This window comes from Halanaerobaculum tunisiense, assembly GCF_054657635.1.
The window spans coordinates 42,394-63,884 of record NZ_BAAHYI010000005.1; the positions used below are offsets into that span (position 1 = coordinate 42,394).

At 30.5% G+C, this 21,491-nt stretch carries 30 protein-coding genes; 4 read left to right on the top strand and 26 right to left on the bottom strand.

The annotated features are described in order from the left end of the window. Positions 1–146: 146 nt before the first annotated feature. The 16 genes from ACYQ3D_RS05880 to ACYQ3D_RS05955 all read right to left on the bottom strand — a co-directional run bounded on the left by ACYQ3D_RS05880 (position 147) and on the right by ACYQ3D_RS05955 (position 6,380). Positions 147–338: a hypothetical protein gene (locus ACYQ3D_RS05880; protein ID WP_459837053.1), complete on the bottom strand. Its 192-nt coding sequence runs from the start codon at positions 336–338 to the stop codon at positions 147–149. 97 nt (positions 339–435) lie between these two features. Next, complete coding sequence (locus tag ACYQ3D_RS05885) at positions 436–951, bottom strand: methyltransferase family protein (RefSeq protein WP_459837055.1); 516 nt, start codon at positions 949–951, stop codon at positions 436–438. 87 nt (positions 952–1,038) lie between these two features. Then, complete coding sequence (locus tag ACYQ3D_RS05890) at positions 1,039–1,254, bottom strand: heavy-metal-associated domain-containing protein (protein WP_459837057.1); 216 nt, start codon at positions 1,252–1,254, stop codon at positions 1,039–1,041. Continuing rightward, on the bottom strand, positions 1,217–1,432 hold the full coding sequence (locus ACYQ3D_RS05895) for a DUF2933 domain-containing protein (RefSeq protein ID WP_459837058.1): 216 nt from the start codon (positions 1,430–1,432) through the stop codon (positions 1,217–1,219). The genes ACYQ3D_RS05890 and ACYQ3D_RS05895 overlap by 38 nt, the downstream gene beginning before the upstream one ends. 24 nt (positions 1,433–1,456) lie before the next feature. Next, positions 1,457–1,579: a hypothetical protein gene (locus ACYQ3D_RS05900; protein WP_015326185.1), complete on the bottom strand. Its 123-nt coding sequence runs from the start codon at positions 1,577–1,579 to the stop codon at positions 1,457–1,459. Between the two features lie 22 nt (positions 1,580–1,601). Then, complete coding sequence (locus ACYQ3D_RS05905; protein WP_459837059.1) at positions 1,602–2,009, bottom strand: SoxR reducing system RseC family protein; 408 nt, start codon at positions 2,007–2,009, stop codon at positions 1,602–1,604. A gap of 78 nt (positions 2,010–2,087) precedes the next feature. Then, the gene (lgt, locus tag ACYQ3D_RS05910; protein WP_459837061.1) at positions 2,088–2,918 is read right to left on the bottom strand and encodes a prolipoprotein diacylglyceryl transferase; all 831 of its coding nucleotides are present in this window, start codon (positions 2,916–2,918) and stop codon (positions 2,088–2,090) included. 32 nt (positions 2,919–2,950) lie between these two features. After that, positions 2,951–3,184: a YHS domain-containing protein gene (locus ACYQ3D_RS05915; protein WP_459837063.1), complete on the bottom strand. Its 234-nt coding sequence runs from the start codon at positions 3,182–3,184 to the stop codon at positions 2,951–2,953. Between the two features lie 162 nt (positions 3,185–3,346). Beyond that, positions 3,347–3,538, bottom strand: coding sequence for an SHOCT domain-containing protein (locus ACYQ3D_RS05920; protein ID WP_459837065.1), 192 nt, complete (start codon positions 3,536–3,538; stop codon positions 3,347–3,349). Between the two features lie 179 nt (positions 3,539–3,717). Further along, entirely contained in the window at positions 3,718–3,927 is a 210-nt protein-coding gene (locus tag ACYQ3D_RS05925; RefSeq protein ID WP_459837066.1) for a cation transporter, read from the bottom strand. Between the two features lie 318 nt (positions 3,928–4,245). Continuing rightward, entirely contained in the window at positions 4,246–4,443 is a 198-nt protein-coding gene (locus tag ACYQ3D_RS05930; RefSeq protein WP_459837067.1) for a metal-sensitive transcriptional regulator, read from the bottom strand. Further along, complete coding sequence (locus ACYQ3D_RS05935; RefSeq protein ID WP_459837068.1) at positions 4,433–4,534, bottom strand: cation transporter; 102 nt, start codon at positions 4,532–4,534, stop codon at positions 4,433–4,435. The genes ACYQ3D_RS05930 and ACYQ3D_RS05935 overlap by 11 nt, the downstream gene beginning before the upstream one ends. A 192-nt stretch (positions 4,535–4,726) precedes the next feature. Further along, entirely contained in the window at positions 4,727–4,936 is a 210-nt protein-coding gene (locus ACYQ3D_RS05940; RefSeq protein WP_459837069.1) for a DUF3006 domain-containing protein, read from the bottom strand. A gap of 119 nt (positions 4,937–5,055) precedes the next feature. After that, on the bottom strand, positions 5,056–5,256 hold the full coding sequence (locus tag ACYQ3D_RS05945) for a hypothetical protein (RefSeq protein ID WP_459837070.1): 201 nt from the start codon (positions 5,254–5,256) through the stop codon (positions 5,056–5,058). Positions 5,257–5,455: 199 nt separating this feature from the next. Beyond that, positions 5,456–5,803: an RNA-guided endonuclease TnpB family protein gene (locus ACYQ3D_RS05950; RefSeq protein WP_459837072.1), complete on the bottom strand. Its 348-nt coding sequence runs from the start codon at positions 5,801–5,803 to the stop codon at positions 5,456–5,458. Between the two features lie 7 nt (positions 5,804–5,810). Then, on the bottom strand, positions 5,811–6,380 hold the full coding sequence (locus ACYQ3D_RS05955) for a nuclease/transposase family protein (RefSeq protein WP_459837073.1): 570 nt from the start codon (positions 6,378–6,380) through the stop codon (positions 5,811–5,813). A gap of 501 nt (positions 6,381–6,881) precedes the next feature. Between ACYQ3D_RS05955 and ACYQ3D_RS05960 the strand changes: the two genes are divergently transcribed. Next, a complete protein-coding gene (locus ACYQ3D_RS05960; protein WP_459837074.1) occupies positions 6,882–7,487 on the top strand; it encodes a type IV toxin-antitoxin system AbiEi family antitoxin domain-containing protein in 606 nt (201 codons plus the stop codon). Beyond that, positions 7,484–8,203, top strand: a complete 720-nt coding sequence (locus ACYQ3D_RS05965) for a nucleotidyl transferase AbiEii/AbiGii toxin family protein (protein ID WP_459837076.1) — start codon at positions 7,484–7,486, stop codon at positions 8,201–8,203. Before ACYQ3D_RS05960 ends, ACYQ3D_RS05965 begins: the two co-directional genes overlap by 4 nt. 569 nt (positions 8,204–8,772) lie before the next feature. Here ACYQ3D_RS05965 and ACYQ3D_RS05970 read toward each other — a convergent pair. The 3 genes from ACYQ3D_RS05970 to ortA all read right to left on the bottom strand — a co-directional run bounded on the left by ACYQ3D_RS05970 (position 8,773) and on the right by ortA (position 12,014). Then, complete coding sequence (locus tag ACYQ3D_RS05970; RefSeq protein WP_459837078.1) at positions 8,773–10,236, bottom strand: Na+/H+ antiporter NhaC family protein; 1,464 nt, start codon at positions 10,234–10,236, stop codon at positions 8,773–8,775. 63 nt (positions 10,237–10,299) lie between these two features. After that, the gene (gene ortB, locus ACYQ3D_RS05975) at positions 10,300–11,709 is read right to left on the bottom strand and encodes a 2-amino-4-oxopentanoate thiolase subunit OrtB (protein ID WP_459837079.1); all 1,410 of its coding nucleotides are present in this window, start codon (positions 11,707–11,709) and stop codon (positions 10,300–10,302) included. Continuing rightward, positions 11,709–12,014: a 2-amino-4-oxopentanoate thiolase subunit OrtA gene (ortA, locus tag ACYQ3D_RS05980; RefSeq protein WP_459837081.1), complete on the bottom strand. Its 306-nt coding sequence runs from the start codon at positions 12,012–12,014 to the stop codon at positions 11,709–11,711. Before ortA ends, ortB begins: the two co-directional genes overlap by 1 nt. A 535-nt stretch (positions 12,015–12,549) precedes the next feature. Here ortA and ACYQ3D_RS05985 point away from each other — a divergent pair. Both ACYQ3D_RS05985 and ACYQ3D_RS05990 read left to right on the top strand, forming a co-directional pair. After that, positions 12,550–13,026, top strand: coding sequence for a hypothetical protein (locus ACYQ3D_RS05985; RefSeq protein ID WP_459837082.1), 477 nt, complete (start codon positions 12,550–12,552; stop codon positions 13,024–13,026). A gap of 134 nt (positions 13,027–13,160) precedes the next feature. Then, a complete protein-coding gene (locus ACYQ3D_RS05990; RefSeq protein WP_459837084.1) occupies positions 13,161–14,279 on the top strand; it encodes an IS4 family transposase in 1,119 nt (372 codons plus the stop codon). Between the two features lie 258 nt (positions 14,280–14,537). On the opposite strand, the gene ACYQ3D_RS05995 is transcribed toward ACYQ3D_RS05990, so the two are convergent. The 7 genes from ACYQ3D_RS05995 to ACYQ3D_RS06025 form a co-directional block, all read right to left on the bottom strand. Then, a complete protein-coding gene (locus ACYQ3D_RS05995) occupies positions 14,538–15,290 on the bottom strand; it encodes a M15 family metallopeptidase (RefSeq protein ID WP_459837085.1) in 753 nt (250 codons plus the stop codon). 57 nt (positions 15,291–15,347) lie between these two features. Continuing rightward, a complete protein-coding gene (locus tag ACYQ3D_RS06000) occupies positions 15,348–16,631 on the bottom strand; it encodes a TRAP transporter large permease (RefSeq protein WP_459837087.1) in 1,284 nt (427 codons plus the stop codon). Next, positions 16,628–17,143 carry a TRAP transporter small permease gene (locus tag ACYQ3D_RS06005; RefSeq protein ID WP_459837088.1) on the bottom strand — a complete coding sequence of 172 codons (516 nt, stop codon included), beginning with the start codon at positions 17,141–17,143 and terminating at the stop codon, positions 16,628–16,630. The genes ACYQ3D_RS06000 and ACYQ3D_RS06005 overlap by 4 nt, the downstream gene beginning before the upstream one ends. Then, entirely contained in the window at positions 17,136–18,209 is a 1,074-nt protein-coding gene (locus tag ACYQ3D_RS06010) for a TRAP transporter substrate-binding protein (RefSeq protein ID WP_459837089.1), read from the bottom strand. The genes ACYQ3D_RS06005 and ACYQ3D_RS06010 overlap by 8 nt, the downstream gene beginning before the upstream one ends. Before the next feature lie 636 nt (positions 18,210–18,845). Further along, positions 18,846–18,995, bottom strand: coding sequence for a hypothetical protein (locus ACYQ3D_RS06015; protein ID WP_459837090.1), 150 nt, complete (start codon positions 18,993–18,995; stop codon positions 18,846–18,848). A 6-nt stretch (positions 18,996–19,001) separates the two neighbouring features. Continuing rightward, positions 19,002–19,175 carry a hypothetical protein gene (locus ACYQ3D_RS06020; protein ID WP_459837092.1) on the bottom strand — a complete coding sequence of 58 codons (174 nt, stop codon included), beginning with the start codon at positions 19,173–19,175 and terminating at the stop codon, positions 19,002–19,004. Between the two features lie 470 nt (positions 19,176–19,645). Beyond that, complete coding sequence (locus ACYQ3D_RS06025; protein WP_459837093.1) at positions 19,646–21,322, bottom strand: AAA family ATPase; 1,677 nt, start codon at positions 21,320–21,322, stop codon at positions 19,646–19,648. Between the last annotated feature and the right edge of the window lie 169 nt (positions 21,323–21,491).

Here is a 21,491-nt window from a genome sequence, read left to right on the forward strand (position 1 = left end):
TCCTCAATACTAATCTTATTACCTATAGATTATTATTCCAACTACTAAGTTATATTATGTAACCGACTTGAAATAGACCTATCACTTTTAAAAATGAATTTTTTTAATTTTTATATTTTACAATATTCTAAATTTATATCCAGAATCTAAACCTCCTGCCAAATTAAAGTATTAATAATTATATGTCGTTTCATCTTCCTTTGAATAGTAATAGACTCTAATTCTTCTAACGAAAGTCCTGTAATTAAACTAAAATAAACTGTAATCATAGGAATTATACAAGGAGAAAGAAAAGAAAACAATCCGATAATAAAAGACACTAGATATATACTTTCCATTAAATACCTCCTTTTTAATACACCATAGGGGTATATCCATTGTAAGTATATGCCTAGCATCTGAATATATACTAATTACGCAATAATTTAATTATATCTATTTAAGCTGCAACGGAAAAAATGCAGGCGTATTCTTTCTATACTCCTTATATTCTTGCCCAAACTCATTTAACACATCTCTTTCCTCTTTTTTAGCTAAACGATAATAAGAGTAAATCAAAATAGGCCACATTACTAAAGTTGAAATAGTTGGCCATTGAATCATCATCCCTACTGTTAGTAAAAAAATTCCTAAATACTGAGGATGTCGAACATAACTATAGATTCCATCAGTCACTAGCTCCCCATTACTACGATGTATCTGCCACCAGCCTATTCCAATAATCAGCATTCCCAATCCAAAAATCAAACCTCCTATTTGACAAACTATGATTGCTTTGTCCACTCCTACACCAAAACTAGCTAACAAATGACCACTCTCATGGGCCAAAGGATTTAAAACGGGCAGTTTATAACCTAACACAGAAGTTAAAAAATAAATAGTTAAGGGAAACCCATACATTTCTGTAAATAGTGCTACAAAAAAGCACTTATTACCCCCATAGACCGCCACTCTCTTTTTTTCTTAGGTTGAACAAAACTAATAATAAATAACAGTACCCACATTATATTCACTATAACTATCTTCCATAAACCATAATCATATTTCATAATATCCAGCTTCCTCAATTGCTCTTTTTAAGTCTACAATATCTAATATATCATCATTATAATTAATTTTTACTATTTTATTATTTAAGTCTATTGCTACATTTTTAACAGCAATTAACTTTTTTAATTCTTTTTCAATTGCTAATTTACAATGTCCACAAGACATATCATTTACTGTAAATTTTACTTCCTTCATCATGGTCATGATGACCTTTCATCATAAATAAATGCATCAATGGACATAATAATAGTATTAACCAACTCCAACTACTTTCTAATTCATTACTTGAATCAATCAAAAACCAAAAACTACCTAACATAATCAAACAACAAATTAACATCAGCCACATATGGGGACCATGATTATTTCTTTTATCTGACATAATAATTACTCCTTTCAACTAATCTTAATGGCAACTATAATCATCATCACTATTGTCATTATCCATAATTCCCAGCTTACTTCCAATTAGATAAAAAGCTCCTGCTATAACTCCAATTAAAATAATACCTGCTACTAGTTGACCCATTTTATCCCCCTAAAATTGATTTTTAATCAATAATTTCTGTTATTTTAGATTGAGGATTCATTTTCCTTCCTAATATTTTTATTACTACAAAAGACAAAACTAAAAATACAATTGCTCCTATAATTCCTCCTACTTCACCTTGCTCAATAATAAATTTGTTCCCTATAAAATAACCACCTATCAAAGCTAAAAGTGGAAATAAATATACCAACAATGCAGCTGAAACTAAATTACTTCCTTCTAATTCTAATTTTACTCTTTGTCCTTCATAAGCTCCTACTTCATTATTAACTTCTACTAACAATTCATCTTGTTCATGATCTTCAGCTAATTCACAATTCTTCTTACATTTACTACAAGCTGAATGACGCTCAATTTTTACTATGGCTACTTTCCCTTTATTAACTATCACTTTACCTATCTCTTTCATTATTCTTACCTCCTCCTCAATATTAAATACAATACAAAGGTAGGGTATATAGAATTTATTAAAAAAAGGAAGATAAGCTTAATAGATACTATAATAAGTTATAACTGATAAAACCATAACTCCTATTAATAGAATATTATCTACTAATCTTCCTCTCTTATTTATACTATCTAATTTAAAATTACTAGTATTATGATTACTAATATAAATTATAGCAACTAAAGCAACCAAAATTATAAATAGACTAGTAACATGAGCAATTGTAAATGGTTTTAGTACTATAGGATTAACTCTAAAGAATTCTACAATACCTCGATTAATTGAAAAACCAATCAAATAATACAAGAATAATTGCCCATTATATTTTATTTTATCTCTATAATTCCACACTAACATAAATAAAATATAGTTTAGCAACGACTCATATATCTGCACTGGATGAAGTAATTGATTGTTAATTTCTACTCCCCAAAAAAAGTTATTCTTCATTGGAATACCAAATACATCACAACCAATTCTACCAATAGCCTGCCCTAAAATTATTGCTGGGGCAAAAGTATCTGCTACTTTCCAAAAAGATAATCCTTTATATTTGATATAACTTACACTAAACAAAATAGCTACTAGCAAGGCTCCTTGAATAGATAGCCCACCCTGTTGAATCATAAATATATCAATGGGATTATTGAGATAATAAGCTGGATTAAAAGCTACTACATAATATAATCTGGCTCCAATTATTCCCACAATAATATTATACAGGGCTAAATTAAAAATTGTATCCTGGTCTAATCCCTTACGAATAGCTTCTTTATTTAAAATATAGAATCCAACTAATATCCCTAAAGCAATAAAAGTACCAAATAAACTGACTGAAAAAGGGCCTAATCTGAATAATATAGTCTGCATTCTCTTCGCTCCTTAATCAATTAATTTATTGTTTAAGCACTATCCTCTATAAAGTTATTAGCACATTCTGCACTACAAAAATAATATTTTCTTCCCTCAATTCTTCTTGAAATGGCATTGCTTTTTTCAATATGCAAGCCACAAACAGGATCATAAACCATCTCAATTACTTTACTACCACTCTTTTTATTCTCTCCACCATGATTATTCTGTTTAGCAGAATTAGAACCATGATGTCCTCCACAACAACCGCCACCCCTATGCATTACCCAATAATATTATATAACCTATTAACCCCATAATCGCCCCTCCTTGCATTTATTAATTTGAATCCAATTATTATGACTAACAAAATACCAATTCAGGGTATATTACTAATAAAAAAATAAATTATATCTCGTCTTTTTCAATTTAATTAAAACAATGATCTATTTTTTTAATTCCTCTCTAATCTCTTGTAATTCCTCCTTGGTTATCTCACCTTCGGCATATCGCTTTCTAGCAATCTCCATTGGGTCTTCTTTAGATTTAATTTGATGATTATTGTTTAAAGAATTATTATTATTCTTTACTAAATAAATCACTAGTCCAATAATAACTAACCAAAAAATCCCCATCATTATCATCCCTCCTCCAAAAATCCTCTCATTCCATAATCCCAACCATGCATCATAATATCAACTCCTTAGCTACTTATGGTATATAGAATAAATATTAAGAAGTATTAACAAAATAATAAATTTGTTTAATATCTTAACAGAAGGGCTACTCCCTAACTAGGAAGTAGCCACCAAAAGTCTTACTTTACTTCATAAGGGCCAGCATCTTCAATAGCTGCCTTAAGGGCATTCTCTTGTACTTTAGATTCATCAAATTCAACTGTTACTGCAGCAGTATATAAATCCACCTCAGCAGATTCAACTTCAGTTAAATCATTCAATGCTCCCTCAACTGAATTCTTACAATGACCACAAGACATACCTGCTACACCAATAGTTACTTCCTTCATTAGTAATTCCTCCCTTTTTATTTAAAGTGGCACTTTAGTGCCACAGCTATCAGCTATCTGCAAATGGTTTTTATTACGGAAGGTCTGTTTTCTAGACCTGTAGGATGTGCCATGTGCTAATTCAAATTCAAAATTACAGATCTAGTTCAACCCCTTAAAATATAGCAATGATAAGGGGATTAGATTTTGAATTTAAAGGTTTTGAATTCCTACGAGTCCTTTGGACTCTCCGTGAAAATCTGCTGATCCTACAAGTTTCATAGAAACTTTTCGTGATAAAAAGCATCCGCACACAGCACACGACTGACGACTCATAACTTATTTATTAGTAAATTTAAAAATAACATCCATTAATTCTTCAATCTTGTCCTCTGCCTCATCCTGCTCTACAATTGTATCAGTCACACAACCTCTAGTATGAGCTTCTAAAACAGACATACCTACTTTATTTAAAGCACCCTTAACAGCAGCAATTTGATTTAATATATCCACACAATATTTATCTTCATCTATCATTAAGTGCTTCTTCTACTTTTTGTGCACAACTAGCACAAGTCATATCAGCAATCTTTAAAGTACTTCGCTCTAATTGCTGTGTATTTTTCATACTATTCCTCCTTAGTTAAACTATTATTATGATAACTTTATTAGTAGAAAATTATACTTTAATCTTATACCCATACCCCCTATTGGTATAATCTTATAAAAAGAATACTATAATATAACTATTCTGTCAAGGATAATAATAAAATATTTTATTTATATATCCCCCCGGCCAACCCCCAGGAGGTCAAAAAAATCAACTATCTATTAAACTATATAACAAATCTTCCAGCTCCTCACTTCTTTTTATAGTAACCTTTTTATCTAATTTAAAATCTAATCTCAGCCAATCACCTTCTTCAATATTAGATGGTAATTCTTCTTTAGGAACATTAAGTTCTACTTTTTCTGGACCTACCAGTAACAGACCATAATCACCTACAATTTTATCAATGACTGCTCTCATATTTAACTCTCCCTCTCAAACTTCCACTCTCCATTCTGCCACGATACCTTAGCCTTTTCATCTCGCTTCAACTGTCCTTTAACCCTATTCTCAATTTTAGCCTTAGTAGACTGGTCAATTTAATAGCCTGCTTCTTTTAACTCTGTAAGCAATTTCTCAACTACATCATCTACTTTATTTAAAGTCGGACTATCTGGATACTCCAATAAAATCTTATCCAAAATATCATCTACCTCAGCCAAAATAATACTTCCTGTCTGAAAATAAGAATCAGCTTGGGGATTATATTTCTTGACCACAACTATTAAAGCACTAAGCATAGTTGATATACTCTCCGCCCGTTCCTATCGTCACGAACGAAGATTCTTAAGACCTATCAGGTCTCTTCCCTAGCAACATTCATGGCTACCCCGCCCTATTAGAGCTAGCATTCCACTTGCTAGGACAACACAGATTAGGCTCATACCTAATACCTGTGGGCGATGTCAATCCGCCTTCTACTTGAGAAAGATTATCTTTCTAAAGATACTTCTTCCAAATATTAATTGCTCCTACTCCATCTCGATGATACTCAAATCCACACTCTTTGCATTTATAATTGCGATTTTTAGGTTTATATCGATTACCACATTTAGGACAGGTCTGACTGGTATATGCTTCATCTTGGAGCTTAACTTCTATTCCTATTGATTGAGCTTTATATTCTATTAAATTATAAATCTTTCTAGCCAGCCATTGATGGATTTTTTGATTTGCTTTTGAATTATAGTCTATATTCTCTCTAATTCCTTTCACATCTCCAATTACTATCGTGCTCACTTTTTCTTCTAAACAAGAGCCAATCAAGGATGATGTATATTTTTGCAATACATCATTAATCTTGTTTCGGATGAATTACTCCTAAATCTACTGCTAGCACTTTATCAGATTTATACTTTCTTTTATCGTTTTCTATATCTATTACTATATGAAGCTGGTGTTTATCTAAATTTGAGTTATAAATGAATTCTGCATACTTGGGTTCTTTAGTCAAAGAGGGTACTTCAATTTTAAATGCTTTCCCCTTTCTACCATTGGATAGTCTTAGGACTCCATTTTCTTTTAATTTTATCGCTGCTCGTTTATAGATTACTTTATTATATTTTTTAGTTCGATATGGAGGCTTGCTATTCTCAATTTTATCTCTAGATTTAAAATATGATTTTAGGTTATCATAATATTGTTGAACAATGCCTTGTTTAGTCTGTGAATGTAGCCCAAAATCTTCCGAATATAGTTTTATTAACTTTTCCATATCATTTTTGCTTAACCAAATATCTTTCTTTTGCTTTAATTTAAACACAGTCGAAACAACTTTTGAATAAATTCTCCCGCTTTTTCGAGCTAAAGTATCAGCTACTCCTTGCTGAGAGCCAGGAGTAGATATTATATAAGTTTTATTCATTTTCTCACCTACCTTTCTTCTTTCAGGATTTAGTATGTGTAATACTAATTTTTTATTTACTAAAGATAATCATAGATTATCTTTTCGCCAATTCATCTACTTTCATATCTTCATGAAAAAGGCTTTCTTGGCTATCTTCGGTAAAATTTTCACTTTCAAAAACTAAAAAATCCCCTTCAAAAAAAGGGGACAAAAAATAGAAATGGCACGGGAAGCAGGACTTGAACGAATTTTGGAATCCTCCCCGGGAGGTTTTTTCTAATACAACTAACATATATAAGTCCAATAAAGCCTATAGTCACGCTAAAAATTTAATAATAATCAAACTAAGATAAAATATTGCCCTTTAGTCTGACGACATAATGGCGACAAGGTGACGCCAATATTTTTAATCTGAAAATAATATTTGCTTATTACTTTATACAATGATAAGATTAATGTATGTTAAAAATATCCGCACTTAATAATAGATGCGGAGAGTCATAACAAGAGGTAATTAAATTGCATGAAAAATATGAGAAAATCAAAAAGATATTCAAAAAAAATGGTGGCTATGCAAGAACTAAAGATATAATCAATGCTGGAATTCATACATCATATCTATATCAATTAGAAGAAAAAAATGTAATTAATAAAATAAAAAGAGGTTTATACTATTGGGATAATGGAAGGTTTAATGAAACAGAAGAATTAGTTAAAGTAAATAAGATTATTCCTAATGGAGTTTTTTGTCTTATTTCTGCCCTATCATATTATAAATTAACTACTTATAATCCTTGGGAACATTATGTAGCTATTCATAGAGATGCCCATAAACCTGCTCTTCCGGATTATCCCCCAATTAAAGTTTTTTATTTTTCAGAAAAACAATTTAAAACTGGAATAAAAGAAATTAAAATCAACAATAACACCATCAAAATATATGATCTAGAAAAAACAGTGTGTGATTGTATCAGATTTAGAAATAAAATTGGAATGGATGTAGCTAAAGATGCTTTAAATGAATATCTAAAAAGAAAAGATAAAAACATTAATCAACTTCTTAAATATGCAGAAATTACTGGAATACAAAATTTAATGCAAAATTATCTGGAGATTTTAGTATGACTAAAAATATAGAAGCTTCAATTAAAGATAGATTATTAAATATTGCTAAAAGTGAAGGAATAAATTTTAATCAAATTTTACTACTTTATTTTCATGAAAGATTATTATATAGGCTTTCAAAATCAAAATATAAGTCAAATTTTTTCCTAAAAGGTGGTATTTTAATTTTATCATCTACAGACTTTAAAACTAGACCAACAAAAGATATAGATTTCTTAGCACAAAATATTTCTAATGATCCAGCAGATATTAAAAATGTTTTTCAAAAGATTTGTCAGATTAAATGTAATGATGGAGTGGAATTTGATCCTCAATCTATAACAGCAGAAGTAATAACTGAAGGAGCCGAATATGAAGGAATAAGAATTAATATAACTTCTTATCTAGGAAGTGCCAGAAAGAAATTACAACTAGATATTGGCTTTGGCGATGCAATTGTTCCTAATCCTCAAAAACTAGATTATCCAGGTTTATTAGATTTAAAAAGACCAAAAATAAATGCTTATTCTTTAGAGTCAGTCATTGCAGAAAAATTTGAATCTATGCTTAGTCTATCACTAATAAATAGTAGAATGAAAGATTTTTACGATATTTATACTATTGCAAATTCAAAACCATTTGATGGAAGAGTTCTACAAGAAGCAATTACTACAACTATACAAAAACGAGGTGCTCCTCTAGAAAAAGATCCTGTAAAAATTCATAGAAGGAGATAGACAAAGAAAACTTTGGACTGCCTTTCTAAGAAGAATTGGTGGAGAAGAACTGACTTTCTCAACAGTAATAGAAAAAATTAAATTGTTCTTACTTCCTATATATAATCATATCATTAACGAAGAAGAATTTTTTAAACAATGGGAACCAAATAAATATAAATGGAAGAAATATCAAATTAAATAAACCACCTGAAACTGGATGTCGTTAACTTTCGATTAGGCGACGTTTTGTCGATAACTCGTCATTCTATTCCCAAACTTAATTAAAAAATCTAAACTCGTTGTAAATATCTATTAGTAACCTATAGACCAAGATTAATAACCTAATCAAACATTTCAAATGCTACCCTGGCGTCTTGAGAATTCTTACATATAACCACTTCTTGATTTAATCACCTCCTACTAATTTTTATATGTAAACCTAGCCTATAAATATAATAATAATTTATTAACCACTACACTCAAGATTAATTAAATTAACTCCTTACAATCTGATTTCCTATTTAAACTTCATTCTACTTAGCTTAAAAAATATTGCTGTTATTTCTTATATTCTATAATCTAGTCAATTATGTACTTATTTCAGATGGAGGTGTTTTTATAGGCTCTCCATCTGGTCCTATATACTCTCTACCCCATCCTGAGAAAATAGCAACAAACATTACAATAAACATTACCCAACAGTAAGTAATCCATGGGAAAATTTCCATTGTACTTAAAGTAGGAATGTGTTCTGCTCCAAACTTAGCACTTGCTTCCTTTACAAGTGATTGCACAAGCAATAAAGCAGGAGTCCAAGGTAATGAATATACCAAAGTACATGCCAAACCATCTAAAATATTTGCTCTTCTATATGGATGTAGTTCATATTTTTCACCTAATGGCTTAGCATATGCACTTCCAACTGCAAGAATTGGTGGAGCATTTATTCCCATAACTGCCGTAACTCCTGTAATTAATGCTCCTATACTAACTTCAACTGCTGTTACAGAATTTACAATCTTTTTAGCTCCCTCTAATAATAATTCAATACCTCCACCAGTAACCATTATTCTAACTGTAGACATAATCAACATAGCTAAGATAGCAATAGCTACCATACCACCAATTCCATCTACTAATATTCCAGTAACACTTCCATCTTGGATAGTAAATAATTGATTAAAAGTAATTAAATTTAATGCTAAAGCTTCAACAATTGCTAATGTTGATCCTATAGTAATTGCAGAAATTAAGTGCCACTCCTTAAGTGCTAAATATATAACTAATAAAGCAGGAATAATCATTAACAATCCTTTAGGTTCCATATACTGATCTAAAAGATTTTGTGGGATTTCATGTGCCGTAGATCCTCCCCCACCAAATAAAGCTAAAATTATTATTGTAATTATACCTGCTAAGGAAGAATATTTAAATCGACTTCGTACTACCCCACCTATATCTGTATTTTGAGATGCTGCAGAACAAATTGTAGTATCTGATAAAGGAGCAAGATTATCTCCAAAAGCTCCTCCTCCTACTATAGCTCCTGCTAAAACTACTGGCTTAGCTCCTAATAAAACTCCAGCAGGATATAAAACTGATATTCCTGCTATTATTGTTCCAAAACCAGTTCCAGCAGCAGTAGCAAATAACGTACTAGCTAAAAAAGATACTATTACAAATAATCTTCCCTGTAAACCAATATTATAAGCTGCCCAAATAATACCATCCACAAGTTGAGTTGACTGAAGTAAATGGCCAAATAATCCTGCAAAAATCCAAGCTGCAACTGGTACAATGGCTGTTGGACTTGCCATTCCGTCAATAATTGTTTGTGAATACTTATCTTTATCTTTAGCAAAGAAAAATGCAATCATAATACCTAAAACTGCTCCAACCCACATACCTTTAGTATCAGGAGCCTTCATAACTGAAATTGATATAGCTACAATTAAAAATACTATAAAAGGTAAAAAAGAAAATATTTTTCCACCATAAAAATCTAGCTTTTGTTCATCTTTAATATCTAAAAAACTATTCTCATCCCCCACTATTAATCCCCCCTCTTAATTAAATGTTTGTTAGATAAACCTTTATCTAACAAACATTAGTCATTATTCTTCTAAATCAGACAAAATTTCTTCTACTAATTTAGCATCATTTATTTCTTCAGCTAAAAACATTAATTCGTTTTTACTTAATTTTCTTTCTTTAACTTCCTTTGTAGCATATTTAATATAAGATTCTTTTAATTCTTTTAAATTTAAGTCTTTTGCTTTAACTTGTTTAAACGAATTAGGAATAATTATATTTTCTCCAGGAACCTGTTCTTTAGGATTGCCTTTTTTTATTTCTATATTATTTTCTTCTTCAGCAAAAGATAATTGTGCTGTAACATGTTTTCCAGCTCCTGTATATTCAGTCTCCTGAACTACAACAATTTCATCTTCATCCATTTCTTGAGCAATAGAAAAAGCTGTAGCTAATGAAGTATTACCTGCGGGACCACGCTCCATACCTTCTAATTGAGATAAAGCTTCAGTGATATAAAAAACTTCTCCTTGAGAAATAGTTACATATCTATCCATATATCTTAAAGGCCTAGCAGCATTTCTAGGTACATCAGAACGATCTGGAGAAGTAGCAAATGGAATTCCAAAACCTGTATGACCAGTAGTAAATGATTTTTTATTAAAATCTTCATCACTTGCCATATGCAATCCACTTAAATCAACGCTAGAAGCAATTATTTCAGTATCTTCAGCTCCAGCTTTAATTAATCCACGAGCCGTTCCTGTTAAATTCCCACCACCAGCATTTGTAATTACAACTGCATCAGGATCTTTTCCAGCAACTTCTCTTACTTCTTCTGCAATTTCGTAACCTAAAGTCTCTACTCCTGCAATAGCAAACGGAGTATATAATGAAGCACTAAAATAACCTGTCTCATCTAAAATATTAAGAAAAGTATAAAAAAGCTCTGGTCCAACAGTTAATTGTAAAACCTCAGCACCATATGTTTCACACTTTCTTCCTTTTTCTAATATTTCTGGTTGACCATAATCTCTGCTATCATAAACCTCTTGCACAATGATAGACTTTAAATCTCTCATATTTGCCTGTGAAGCTACAGCTGCCCCATAATTTCCACTAGTTGCTGCCGCTACCCCGTTATACCCTTCCTTTTCAGCATGATATATAGAAACAAATGCTCTCCTAGCCTTATAACTACCTGATGGATTAGATGCTTCATCCTTTAAAAATATTCTTGCTCCTTTTCCAGGAGGGGATAAAGCTTTTACAGCCTTATTAATACTTTCTAATTCATAAAGTGGAGTATTACCAACCTTCGTTTCTTCTTGAATTTCTCTTACCTTATCAAAAGAGTAAGAAACTTGATTCATCATTTCATCATAATCAAAAGTAATGCCTTCCCCTTCAAATTTTTGATAATCAATACCAAGAGATTTTTTCATTATTTCATTTTTTTTATTCATTAAATCAGTATAACTCATACCACCCATTATTCATCATCTCCTTCAAACAATTGATTAAATTCTTCTCTAACTGATAATAACTGAGTTATTGGCTTTCCAAAATCATGAGTATATCTAGGATTTTCAGCAACTAATTTTCCCGTTAAACTTCTACCTATAATTGTTTTTATAGTCACTTTATCACCTGGTTGAGCATCTTTTGTTAGATAGCCCTTAACCCATAACTTTAAAGGAACTTCTTGTGTTTCTTTAGGAATTTGAGGAGCTCTTTCACCTGGTTCTAATAATGTTTGTTCAATTTGAACCCATGAACCTTTTTTGATTTGACTCATAAAGTTTCTTCCCCCCTTATTATATAATCCCATTAATTATTAAAAATTTCTTCAACCAAAAATAATAAAATTAAACTGTTCCTCCTTTCTAAAAGATATTTTTATCCCTTCACTAATATATTTATGCAATTTATATCCCAATGTATGAATATTTTAAATATAAAAAATAAAACAAGTAATTAATTTAGCAAGTTCTAAAAGTGAATAAACAAGATTTTAATTTCTAATTATTCACTTGATTTATCTATTGCAAGAAAACTTATTAACGGTTGAAATGGAATGAAAAATGGTGATCTACCGGGTCCTGCGGTTGTTGCAGGTTGTAGATCACCATTGAAAATGGAATGGAAACTGTCATAAGTTTTTTATAGGAGACATGACTATTGACTTTTATAGTGATGTCTCCGTTAAGGTTGTGGGAGTTGGCCCGAAGTCTAGATGATTAAATCCTCTTTGATTTCTTCTATATAAGTAATAAAATCATTTATTGAAAAATAATATTATATCAAAATTCACATTAAGGGAGGATAATACAATGAAAGAAAAAATAGAGCGCAAACTTAATCCAATCATCCAAAAAAAGAAAAGAAGGCTAATAAAACTAAAAAAAGAACTAGATGAATTAAAATCCAAAAAACCAAATTTATCATCATGGGTTTTCATTAATTTCTTTGTTAGTTCATTTTATCTCAATCGATATTCTGACCATCTTTTAAATAACTACTTTAGCTTTATTCCACTAGACAATAAACCATTTACTCTTTCTTACAAAGATTATATTCTGTTTATAATATTATTGTTTTTTATTTTTAAATTAGTAGAAGCTTTTTTCAAAAATAAATTTTCAAATACAAAAGACTCTAAAAAAAAGAAATATAATTCTTTAAAAGAAAGTTTAATAAACGATATTAATAATAACAATAATTTCTGTAAATGCAATAATTATTGTAATTGTAAAAATGAATTAGTTGAAAAATTATCACAAAAATATGGAATAGATTTAATTGGCTAACTTAAATAGTTAAGTGCTTAACACTAGCGTTGCATCGTTTTTTTAGATAAATTTACCTTTGCAAAATGAAAGCTCCTCTGCTTAAATGAATGAGTGCCCTCACAGCACAATTCATTAAACAAAGGAGCTAAAAAATGAAATGTACTAGTGAGTATACCATATTATTATACAAATTCATAGATATAATAGGTAATAACTTTTTAGACAATCTGGTAGATAAATACGATTCTGATTATAAAGTACATAAACTCAAAACTAAAAAACATTTACTATGCTTACTTTATTATCATCTTACTGAAAAAGATAGTTTAGAAGATTTTGTTTCAGAACTAAAAGGGAATAATAAACTTAATGAAGTTATACCAGAAATTAGTAAATCACAAATATCTAGAAAAAATGAAGATAGAGACTACAAAATATTTTATGATATTTTTCAACATCTATTTGAACGTCTTAAATCTCAAACTGGATATAGAAAAGCTTTAAAAGAGATTGGTTCTGTTAAATTAATTGATTCTTCAACAGTTAGTTGCTGTTTATCGTTATTTCCTTGGGCGAAATTTAGAAGTTCTAAAGGTGGCATAAAACTGCATACTCTTTATGATTTAAATACAGAAGCTCCAGAAAATATAATTATCAGTAATGCAGTTATTCATGATAAAGAAATATTAAATAATTTAACTTTCAACCCTAGTTACACTTATATTTTTGATAGAGCCTATTTAGATTATCAAAAGTTTGATGAGCTTATTGCAAAAGATATTTATTTTGTTACTAAACTCAAATCTAATGCTAAAATTAAATATATTAGAAAAATACCACTAAATAAATCAGATGAGCAAAACAACATCTTGCTAGATGCTGATGTCATTTTAGGTTCTGAAGTTTCAGTAACCAAAATGGAACAAGAATTAAGACTAATTAAAATTAAGGTTAAAGATAGAAATAACAATCCAAAAGTTATTAAAATTGTGATCAATCGTTTCGATTTAGATGCTCAAGATATTTCTGCTTTATATAAAGATCGTTGGCAAATAGAGCTATTTTTCAAGTGGATTAAACAACATTTAAAAATTAAAAGGTTCTTTGGACATAATAAAAATGCAGTATTTACTCAAATCTATAGTGCATTAATTTTATTCATTTTATTAAAATTGATCAAGAAAAAGACTAAATTTAGTGGTTCATTACTCAAATTAACTCGAAAAATAAAATACTCAATATTTATGATAGTTAGTAATAACTTTAATTGAGAGCATTAGTTAAGTAACTTATAAACTGAAAAAATAACCTTATCTTCTTGGACTAGTTTAACCTTTTTCCGAAATATTTTCTAAATGTTGATTTTAGATGATTAACTGCTGATTTAGCTAAAAAAGTTTAATCTTATTAGCTAAATTGCACTTAAAATTTTGGTTACAAATATAACTATATTAAGTTTAATGAGCTAATTTAAAACTAGTAATTTCTTATATTTTACAATGCAACGCTAGTGATTAAAAATATTAATTTTAGTTCCAACGAAAAAAAGGTTTTGTCATTCCATAAATAGCATGTGGTTGTTCATTCATCCAAGCCCAATTTTGATTTCCATAATCATAGTGCCACCACTCTTTTGGATAATTGGTAAATCCTACTTCTGTCATTACGTTATAAAGTAGACGCCTATTCTGTAAAATTTTCCTTTCCTTGCTTGACAATTCTTTTTCTTGTTGAATAATCCGTTCATAATAATATGTAATAGATTCTTCTTTAGTTTCATCAAATCTTGTCCCCATTTCAAGTGGCTTACCTCTATCATCTACAATGGTAAGATCTACTGCTCCACCAGTATTATGAGGCGAAGGTTGAGTTGGATCTTTTGAAGGTAAAGAAACAAACTGCTCTGTAATTTGAGTTAATTCCTGTTCACTTTTCTCAGGCATTTCTTTTCTAAGTTCTGTTTTATACTTATTAAATAGACTTAGCTGTAATTCATCCGATCTCCAAGCATCAAAAATAACTAATTTATAACCTGCAGGTAATTTATCCGCTGCTTTTATTAATCTATCAAAGACACCTTCCCGACAGTAACATTCTGGCATAGCCCCTTGTATCTGCTGTAAATAATATTGAGAATTTACTAAGATTTTATCTGGTTTTAAACTCATTGAAACCAGTCTTTCTCTACACTCAACAATCCTCTTTTTCTTTATTTTAGACCAATCCAAACTCTTCTGCTCTGGTAAAGACTTATCATATAAAGCTTTAATAGATGTTGCCAAATTAACCCCCTCCTTAATTACTTAATAATTTAGTAAAATCATTAAATTTATTTAAACTTAAAACCCTAATAATTTAGGTAAACCTACCGTTAGAGGAGGGAAAAGAATAATAATCAAAACGGCACTCAAAGCTACTGCCACAAACGGCCAAATTCTTTTAAATAATTCTTCTAATTTTACTTGACCGACAGCTGCTGCAATATATACACAGGCTCCCATTGGAGGAGTAATTAAAGCAATAGTAATATTAAGCGTCATAACAATTCCAAAATGTAACGGATTAATTCCTGCTGTGATAGCAACTGGAGCAAAAATAGGAGTTAATAATGTTAAAGCAGCAACCTCTTCCATAAACATTCCAATTATAAATATAATTAAACTCAAGATCAATAATATAACTGTACTACTATCACTAACATTCATCATAAACGAGGCAAAACGCTGAGGAACCTGTTCCCACTTAAGTAACCAACTTATAATCGAAGCAGCTCCCATAATTACATAAATAACACTGGTATTACGGATAGTTTCAAAGATAGCCGTCATCAGACCTTGCAGTGTTAACTGTTTGGTAACGAAAAATCCTATAATAATCGCATAAACTATTGCTAAAGCTCCGGCTTCAGTAGGTGTAACAACTCCTAATACGATACCTCCAATAATTATTAGAGGAGCAAAAAGCGCAATTAAAGATTCCCATCCTACTTGTAGAATTTCTTTTAGGCTAGCCCGTTCATTTGAAACAGGATAATCATTCTTTTTAGAATAATAGTAATTCATTATTATAAAGGAAACTCCTAAAATCAATCCAGGAATAATTCCTGCAATAAATAAAGCCCCAATTGATACATTTGTCATTGTACCATATAAAACCATAAATATACTGGGAGGAATAATTGGACCAATTAGTGAACTTCCTGCTGTTAATCCAGCTGCATAAGGTCTTGAATAGCCTTCTTTAGCCATTGCTGGAATTAATATTGAGCCTAAAGCAGAAGTATCTGCTGCAGCAGAACCGCTTATTCCAGCAAATATTATACTTGCCACAATATTAACATGTCCTAATCCGCCCCGGAGATGTCCTACTAAGGCTCTACTAAAATCCAGTAACCTGTCAGTAATTCCTGTTCTATTCATTAAGTTACCAGTTAAAATGAAGAAAGGAATAGCCATTAAAGTAACAACATTCATTCCCCCAAAGAAGTGTTGAACCATCATTCTTAATAAAGACAGATCACCTATATATACAAACCCTACAAAAGCAGTCAAAAGTAAAGAAAGAAAGATAGGAACTCCTATAACCATTAAAGAGAGAAATACCAGTAACATTACAATACTCATGCTTTCACCTCATCATCTATCGGGTTTTCTATATCTGGAGGAGCAATTTGAATTAAAATATACTGAACTAAGAATAATCCAGTGCCAATCGGTATAGCCATTAAAGGAATAGCCTTAGATATCTTTAAACCTATTGTCTTAAATACCCAAGCATTAGAGACATACTTAATACTCAAATAGGTCATTAAGCCTGTAATAAAGATAATTAGCAACCGTTTAAACCACTTTAAGAAAATCTTAACTAAATCCGGCAGAAATCTATCTAAGAATGTTATACTTACATGTTCTCCGCAGCGTAATGCAGAATTAGCGGCAAACATTACTGCCCAGATAAGTGTAAAGCGAGCTATCTCTTCAGTTCCAATCCAAGACTTATTAAAGAGATAACGAAAGAAAACAGCAATCGAGATGTCTAATAGATTAATTATAACGAACACCCCAGCAGCCCAAATACTGAGGCGCTCTAAAATAATAGATGCTTTTCTACAAAAGTTTTCAAAGGATTTATTCATGGGCTATAGCCTCCTGATTAGCCTTCTTAGCACTTTCTAAAGCTAAATCAATCCACTTTTGGTCCAACTTTTCTTTAATCCACGCAATATAAGCCTGTTGACCAACCTTTTGGAAGGAATTCAATTCTTTTACTGTTGGTTTATAAACTTTAACCCCTTTATTCTTTATAAATTTAATTCTATCCTTAACTTTATTTTCTACCTCACGTCGATTAGCCACATTAGCTTCATAAGCTGCCTGTTTAATCATTTTACGATCTTTAGTAGATAAAGATTCAAATAATGCTTCATTAATAGTTAAGAATTGGCAGGAATATTGTACATTAGCAAGAGTCATGTAGTCTTGTACCTCATACAAACTTCCAGATATAATATAAGTCGGCGGATTCATCTGTCCATTAGCTACTCCCGTCTGTAGAGCCATGTATGTTTCAGTCCAAGGAATAGGAGTTCCACTAGCTCCAAATGATTCATATAAAGCAACCTGTCCTGCATCCATTGCTCTAAACTTTAATCCTTTAAAGTCTTTAGGAGAATGAATTGGCCTTTTTGAATTAGTAAATGCAAGAAATCCCCCTTCTTCTATTGCTTCTAAAAGAACAATTCCTGTTTTCTTTCTAAACTTTTCTTTTAATTTTTTCCAGTACTTACTTTCACCGAAGAAGATATGGGCTGCTTTATAATTCTTAAACATAAACGGTACAGTCGCAGCATAAACTTCCGAAGAAACCGAAACCATACCTGCATTAGAAGCAATATTGATCATAGGTCCATTCATAGTCTGTTCCATCCGCTGTTGTTCATTTCCTAATTGACTATTAGCAAAAAGAGAAATTTTAATACGTCCATTTGAACGTGATTCAACCATATTTTTCAACCGTTGGGCATACCCATGGACAGGATTCTTTTCAGCATTGGCAGGTCCATTATAAGACATCTTGACAGTTAATTCTTTCTTAGTTTCATCATCTCCACCAAACAAGCCAGCACTGGCTACTCCGCTTAATAAGACAGTTATTGACAAGACAGCTACTACCAGCATAATCCTTTTAGTTAAAAACTTCACTCTAATCCCCCCCTTGTATAATATAAACTATGTGATCTTTAACTTCTAAATTAAAACTGCTAAAGCTATATAGACAGAGATAACTCCCTACCGTTTCGTCTAAATATTCTTTAAAATACATTCTTATCTAAATCATAATTATCCCTCCCGGCTCTATCGCTACTTATTTATATAAATTCAGTAACAACTTATGTTAATTACATGTGATATATATGTTAGTGTTGTATTAATTATAGATATTATTTAACTTAATGTCAAGTAATTAGATATATTTCTATCTTTTATTCAATATATCACATGAAACTAACAATCAACTGGTTATATTATAAGAAAAATTTTCTTCTTGATATACTATTCTTTTTTAAACCTATTACTTTCTTATAAGAAAAATTAGTATATTATAATAAACACCCTATAGTTAAATTTAGATATTATTCCAAAAATTACTTCTTAAATTTAGAAAACAGGACACTAGCGTTGCATTGTAAAATATAAGAAATTACTATTCAAAACATTGGGAAATTGAAACAATTTACTATTATTTTAAGAATAAATCAGAACTCACTTATTACAAAATTAACTTTTTAATAATTAAGCATAGGTAAATAAATCTTAAATTTAATTTATTCCTTATTACTATAATAAGTCTTCAATATTTTCTTTCAGTTTTCCTAAAACCTGTTTCTTCACTCGATAATACTGACTACTAGAATAAGGAAATAATCTACTATCATAAATCAAATTATCCCGCTCAATCTTACCTTGGAGATACTTAGCTCTAACCAATGGTAACTACTGGTCCTTGTCTAAAGCATCCAATCCTGCTTCTATTAAACCGATCTTTCTTTCTAACTCTTCCTTCTCCCGGGCCAACTCCTCATCCAGCTCCCCAGAATACTCTAATTGGATTTCAAGCGCCTCTAATCTACTCTTAAACTGTTTATAATTAGATAAGTAGTCAATCAACTATCATACTCTCCCATCTCTAAGCCCCCTTTAAAACAAAAAACACCCCTGTTGAGATAACAAGGGTGAGTACAAGTATCTATCCTCCGATTTCCTCTTTATAATAAGCTAAAATTTTCTCATCTAACTTTTAATTTATATCATACACTTCTCTATACAAAAAACTAAAAAATTCCCCTTCAAAAAAAGGGGACAAAAACTAAAAATGGCACGGGAAGCAGGACTTGAACCCGCAACACCTGGATTTGGAGTCCTCCCCGGGAGGTTTTTTTCTAGTACAACTAACATATATAAGTCCAATAAAGCCTATAGTCACGCTAAATATTTAATAATAATCAAACTAAGATAAAATATTGCCCTTTAGTCTGACGACATAATGGCGACAAATTGACGTCAAATACTGCACCTGGATGTCGTTAACTTTCGATAATGATGAGCAACTTTTAATCACACAGACAGTTGGTACATGACTATTGACTTTTAACTAGTACTTGTTTACCAGAAAAAGCTATTCCTAACTCTAAAACTTCAGCTACTCCTTTACTAATCAATTCTTGCTTATATTCTCTTTCTTTAATTTGCTCTAGGGCTTTTTCAACTGCTTCTTCTAAAGTTTCATTAGTATACTGGTTAACCTTTTTAAATTCTATAACTATCCCTAATTTAGCAGTATCTTCTGGAATAATCATTACATCATAACGTCCGTAACCACTTTCTCGATTAGATTTGACTTGATAATCATCACGTAAGTTTAATAATAATCCTAGTACAAAGGCATGATAAACCTTCTCAGCTTCATCTCCTGTAGGGTCAAAGTTACTCATACTATTTAATACAAAATCTTTAAAAATAGCAGCAAAAGTTTCTACATCTCCTGTGATTAAACTATTTAACATTAACTTTACTTTTTGGCTACTAATACTACCTTCAAACCAATCTAAAATTATATCTTCATAAATATATCTAACTTCTTGATTAGGAATATCTAAATCACAATATAACCTTCCTCCTTTTCTCTCTTGGCTGTTGGCTCGCAAATAACCACTTAATAACAAAAAACTCCAAATCAAATTGCTCTTTTTATCTATATCACCAAAAACAATATTTTCATCTATTTTTTTATTTACTGTGCCACCTTTAATCAATAATTCAAGATCAGTCTTTAATTCACTCCCACCTTCAATTATTAAATCTCTAATCAAATCATTACTACTAGTATTGGCCCAGTAAGGAGCAGCTTCTCCATTTTTACGAATACAATTGATTATTGACCAGGGATTATAAATAGTCTGACTACCAAAGTTATAACCATTATACCAATCTTTAATTTCTTCAATTTCATAGTCCAATCCATAATAAGCAAATATTTCTTCTACTTCCTCTTCTAATAAACCAAAGTATTTACTATATTCTTGATCTAATAAAGTACTAACTACTAAATTATTCAATCCTGAAAAAATACTCTCTTTCGCAACTCTAAGTATTCCAGTTAGTACTCCTTTTTCTAAAGCAGAGTTATTCTTTAATCCACCACTTAAAAAGTTTCTCATGAAATTTATCATTTTATCATAAAAGTTATTGGTATAAGCACTCTGAATTGGTTGGTCATATTCATCAATTAAAATTATGACTTTTTCATTATGATAAGCCGCTAAATAATCAGATAAGTCCTTTAGTGCTTCTTCATAAAATGCTATATTAGCTTCTAATGATAAAATTTTATTAAAAAATTCTTTATCATGCTTATCTAGCTGATCACTTTCTAACAAATATCTATGTCGTTTATATTCTCTAGCTATCATCTTCTTTAATTTCAACTTAGCTTTAGGCCAGTTTTCTTCTTTTATATCTTTAAAAGTAATATCTATTACTGGATATTTTCCTTGCTGAGCAAGATAATCTTTTCCAGTTTCTTCTATCTGCAAACCACTGAATAAATCACTATAATCAGCAGCAGATTTTTCAAAATAATACCGTAACATTGATAAGTTAAGAGTCTTTCCAAAACGTCTAGGACGAGGTAATAAAATCACCTGAGCTCCCTCATCTATTATATCTTTAATAAATAAACTCTTATCTATATAATAAAAATCTTCTTCTCGGATCTTTTTAAAATCATCAATCCCCACTGGTAATTTTTTAGCCACTTAACTTCACCTCTCTATATTATTCTACTTTTAGTATATCTTTAGTCACTATAAAGAATTAGATTATATTATAATTTCTATAATTGCTTATAAATCCCTGCACTTTGGATCTGGTTTTTATTCTAACCACCTGAAACTGGATGTCGTTAACTTTCGATTAGGTGACGAT

What these genes read in the sequence shown, in the direction of transcription:
- ACYQ3D_RS05880 (WP_459837053.1), bottom strand. Translation starts at nt 338, where the DNA reads ATGGAAAGTATATATCTAGTGTCTTTTATTATCGGATTGTTTTCTTTT.
- ACYQ3D_RS05890 (WP_459837057.1), bottom strand. Translation starts at nt 1,254, where the DNA reads ATGACCATGATGAAGGAAGTAAAATTTACAGTAAATGATATGTCTTGT.
- ACYQ3D_RS05895 (WP_459837058.1), bottom strand. Translation starts at nt 1,432, where the DNA reads ATGTCAGATAAAAGAAATAATCATGGTCCCCATATGTGGCTGATGTTA.
- ACYQ3D_RS05900 (WP_015326185.1), bottom strand. Translation starts at nt 1,579, where the DNA reads ATGGGTCAACTAGTAGCAGGTATTATTTTAATTGGAGTTATAGCAGGA.
- ACYQ3D_RS05905 (WP_459837059.1), bottom strand. Translation starts at nt 2,009, where the DNA reads ATGAAAGAGATAGGTAAAGTGATAGTTAATAAAGGGAAAGTAGCCATA.
- lgt (WP_459837061.1), bottom strand. Translation starts at nt 2,918, where the DNA reads ATGCAGACTATATTATTCAGATTAGGCCCTTTTTCAGTCAGTTTATTT.
- ACYQ3D_RS05915 (WP_459837063.1), bottom strand. Translation starts at nt 3,184, where the DNA reads ATGCATAGGGGTGGCGGTTGTTGTGGAGGACATCATGGTTCTAATTCT.
- ACYQ3D_RS05920 (WP_459837065.1), bottom strand. Translation starts at nt 3,538, where the DNA reads ATGATGGGGATTTTTTGGTTAGTTATTATTGGACTAGTGATTTATTTA.
- ACYQ3D_RS05925 (WP_459837066.1), bottom strand. Translation starts at nt 3,927, where the DNA reads ATGAAGGAAGTAACTATTGGTGTAGCAGGTATGTCTTGTGGTCATTGT.
- ACYQ3D_RS05930 (WP_459837067.1), bottom strand. Translation starts at nt 4,443, where the DNA reads ATGATAGATGAAGATAAATATTGTGTGGATATATTAAATCAAATTGCT.
- ACYQ3D_RS05935 (WP_459837068.1), bottom strand. Translation starts at nt 4,534, where the DNA reads ATGAAAAATACACAGCAATTAGAGCGAAGTACTTTAAAGATTGCTGAT.
- ACYQ3D_RS05940 (WP_459837069.1), bottom strand. Translation starts at nt 4,936, where the DNA reads ATGAGAGCAGTCATTGATAAAATTGTAGGTGATTATGGTCTGTTACTG.
- ACYQ3D_RS05945 (WP_459837070.1), bottom strand. Translation starts at nt 5,256, where the DNA reads ATGCTTAGTGCTTTAATAGTTGTGGTCAAGAAATATAATCCCCAAGCT.
- ACYQ3D_RS05955 (WP_459837073.1), bottom strand. Translation starts at nt 6,380, where the DNA reads ATGAATAAAACTTATATAATATCTACTCCTGGCTCTCAGCAAGGAGTA.
- ACYQ3D_RS05965 (WP_459837076.1), top strand. Translation starts at nt 7,484, where the DNA reads ATGACTAAAAATATAGAAGCTTCAATTAAAGATAGATTATTAAATATT.
- ortB (WP_459837079.1), bottom strand. Translation starts at nt 11,709, where the DNA reads ATGGGTGGTATGAGTTATACTGATTTAATGAATAAAAAAAATGAAATA.
- ortA (WP_459837081.1), bottom strand. Translation starts at nt 12,014, where the DNA reads ATGAGTCAAATCAAAAAAGGTTCATGGGTTCAAATTGAACAAACATTA.
- ACYQ3D_RS05985 (WP_459837082.1), top strand. Translation starts at nt 12,550, where the DNA reads ATGAAAGAAAAAATAGAGCGCAAACTTAATCCAATCATCCAAAAAAAG.
- ACYQ3D_RS05990 (WP_459837084.1), top strand. Translation starts at nt 13,161, where the DNA reads ATGAAATGTACTAGTGAGTATACCATATTATTATACAAATTCATAGAT.
- ACYQ3D_RS06000 (WP_459837087.1), bottom strand. Translation starts at nt 16,631, where the DNA reads ATGAGTATTGTAATGTTACTGGTATTTCTCTCTTTAATGGTTATAGGA.
- ACYQ3D_RS06005 (WP_459837088.1), bottom strand. Translation starts at nt 17,143, where the DNA reads ATGAATAAATCCTTTGAAAACTTTTGTAGAAAAGCATCTATTATTTTA.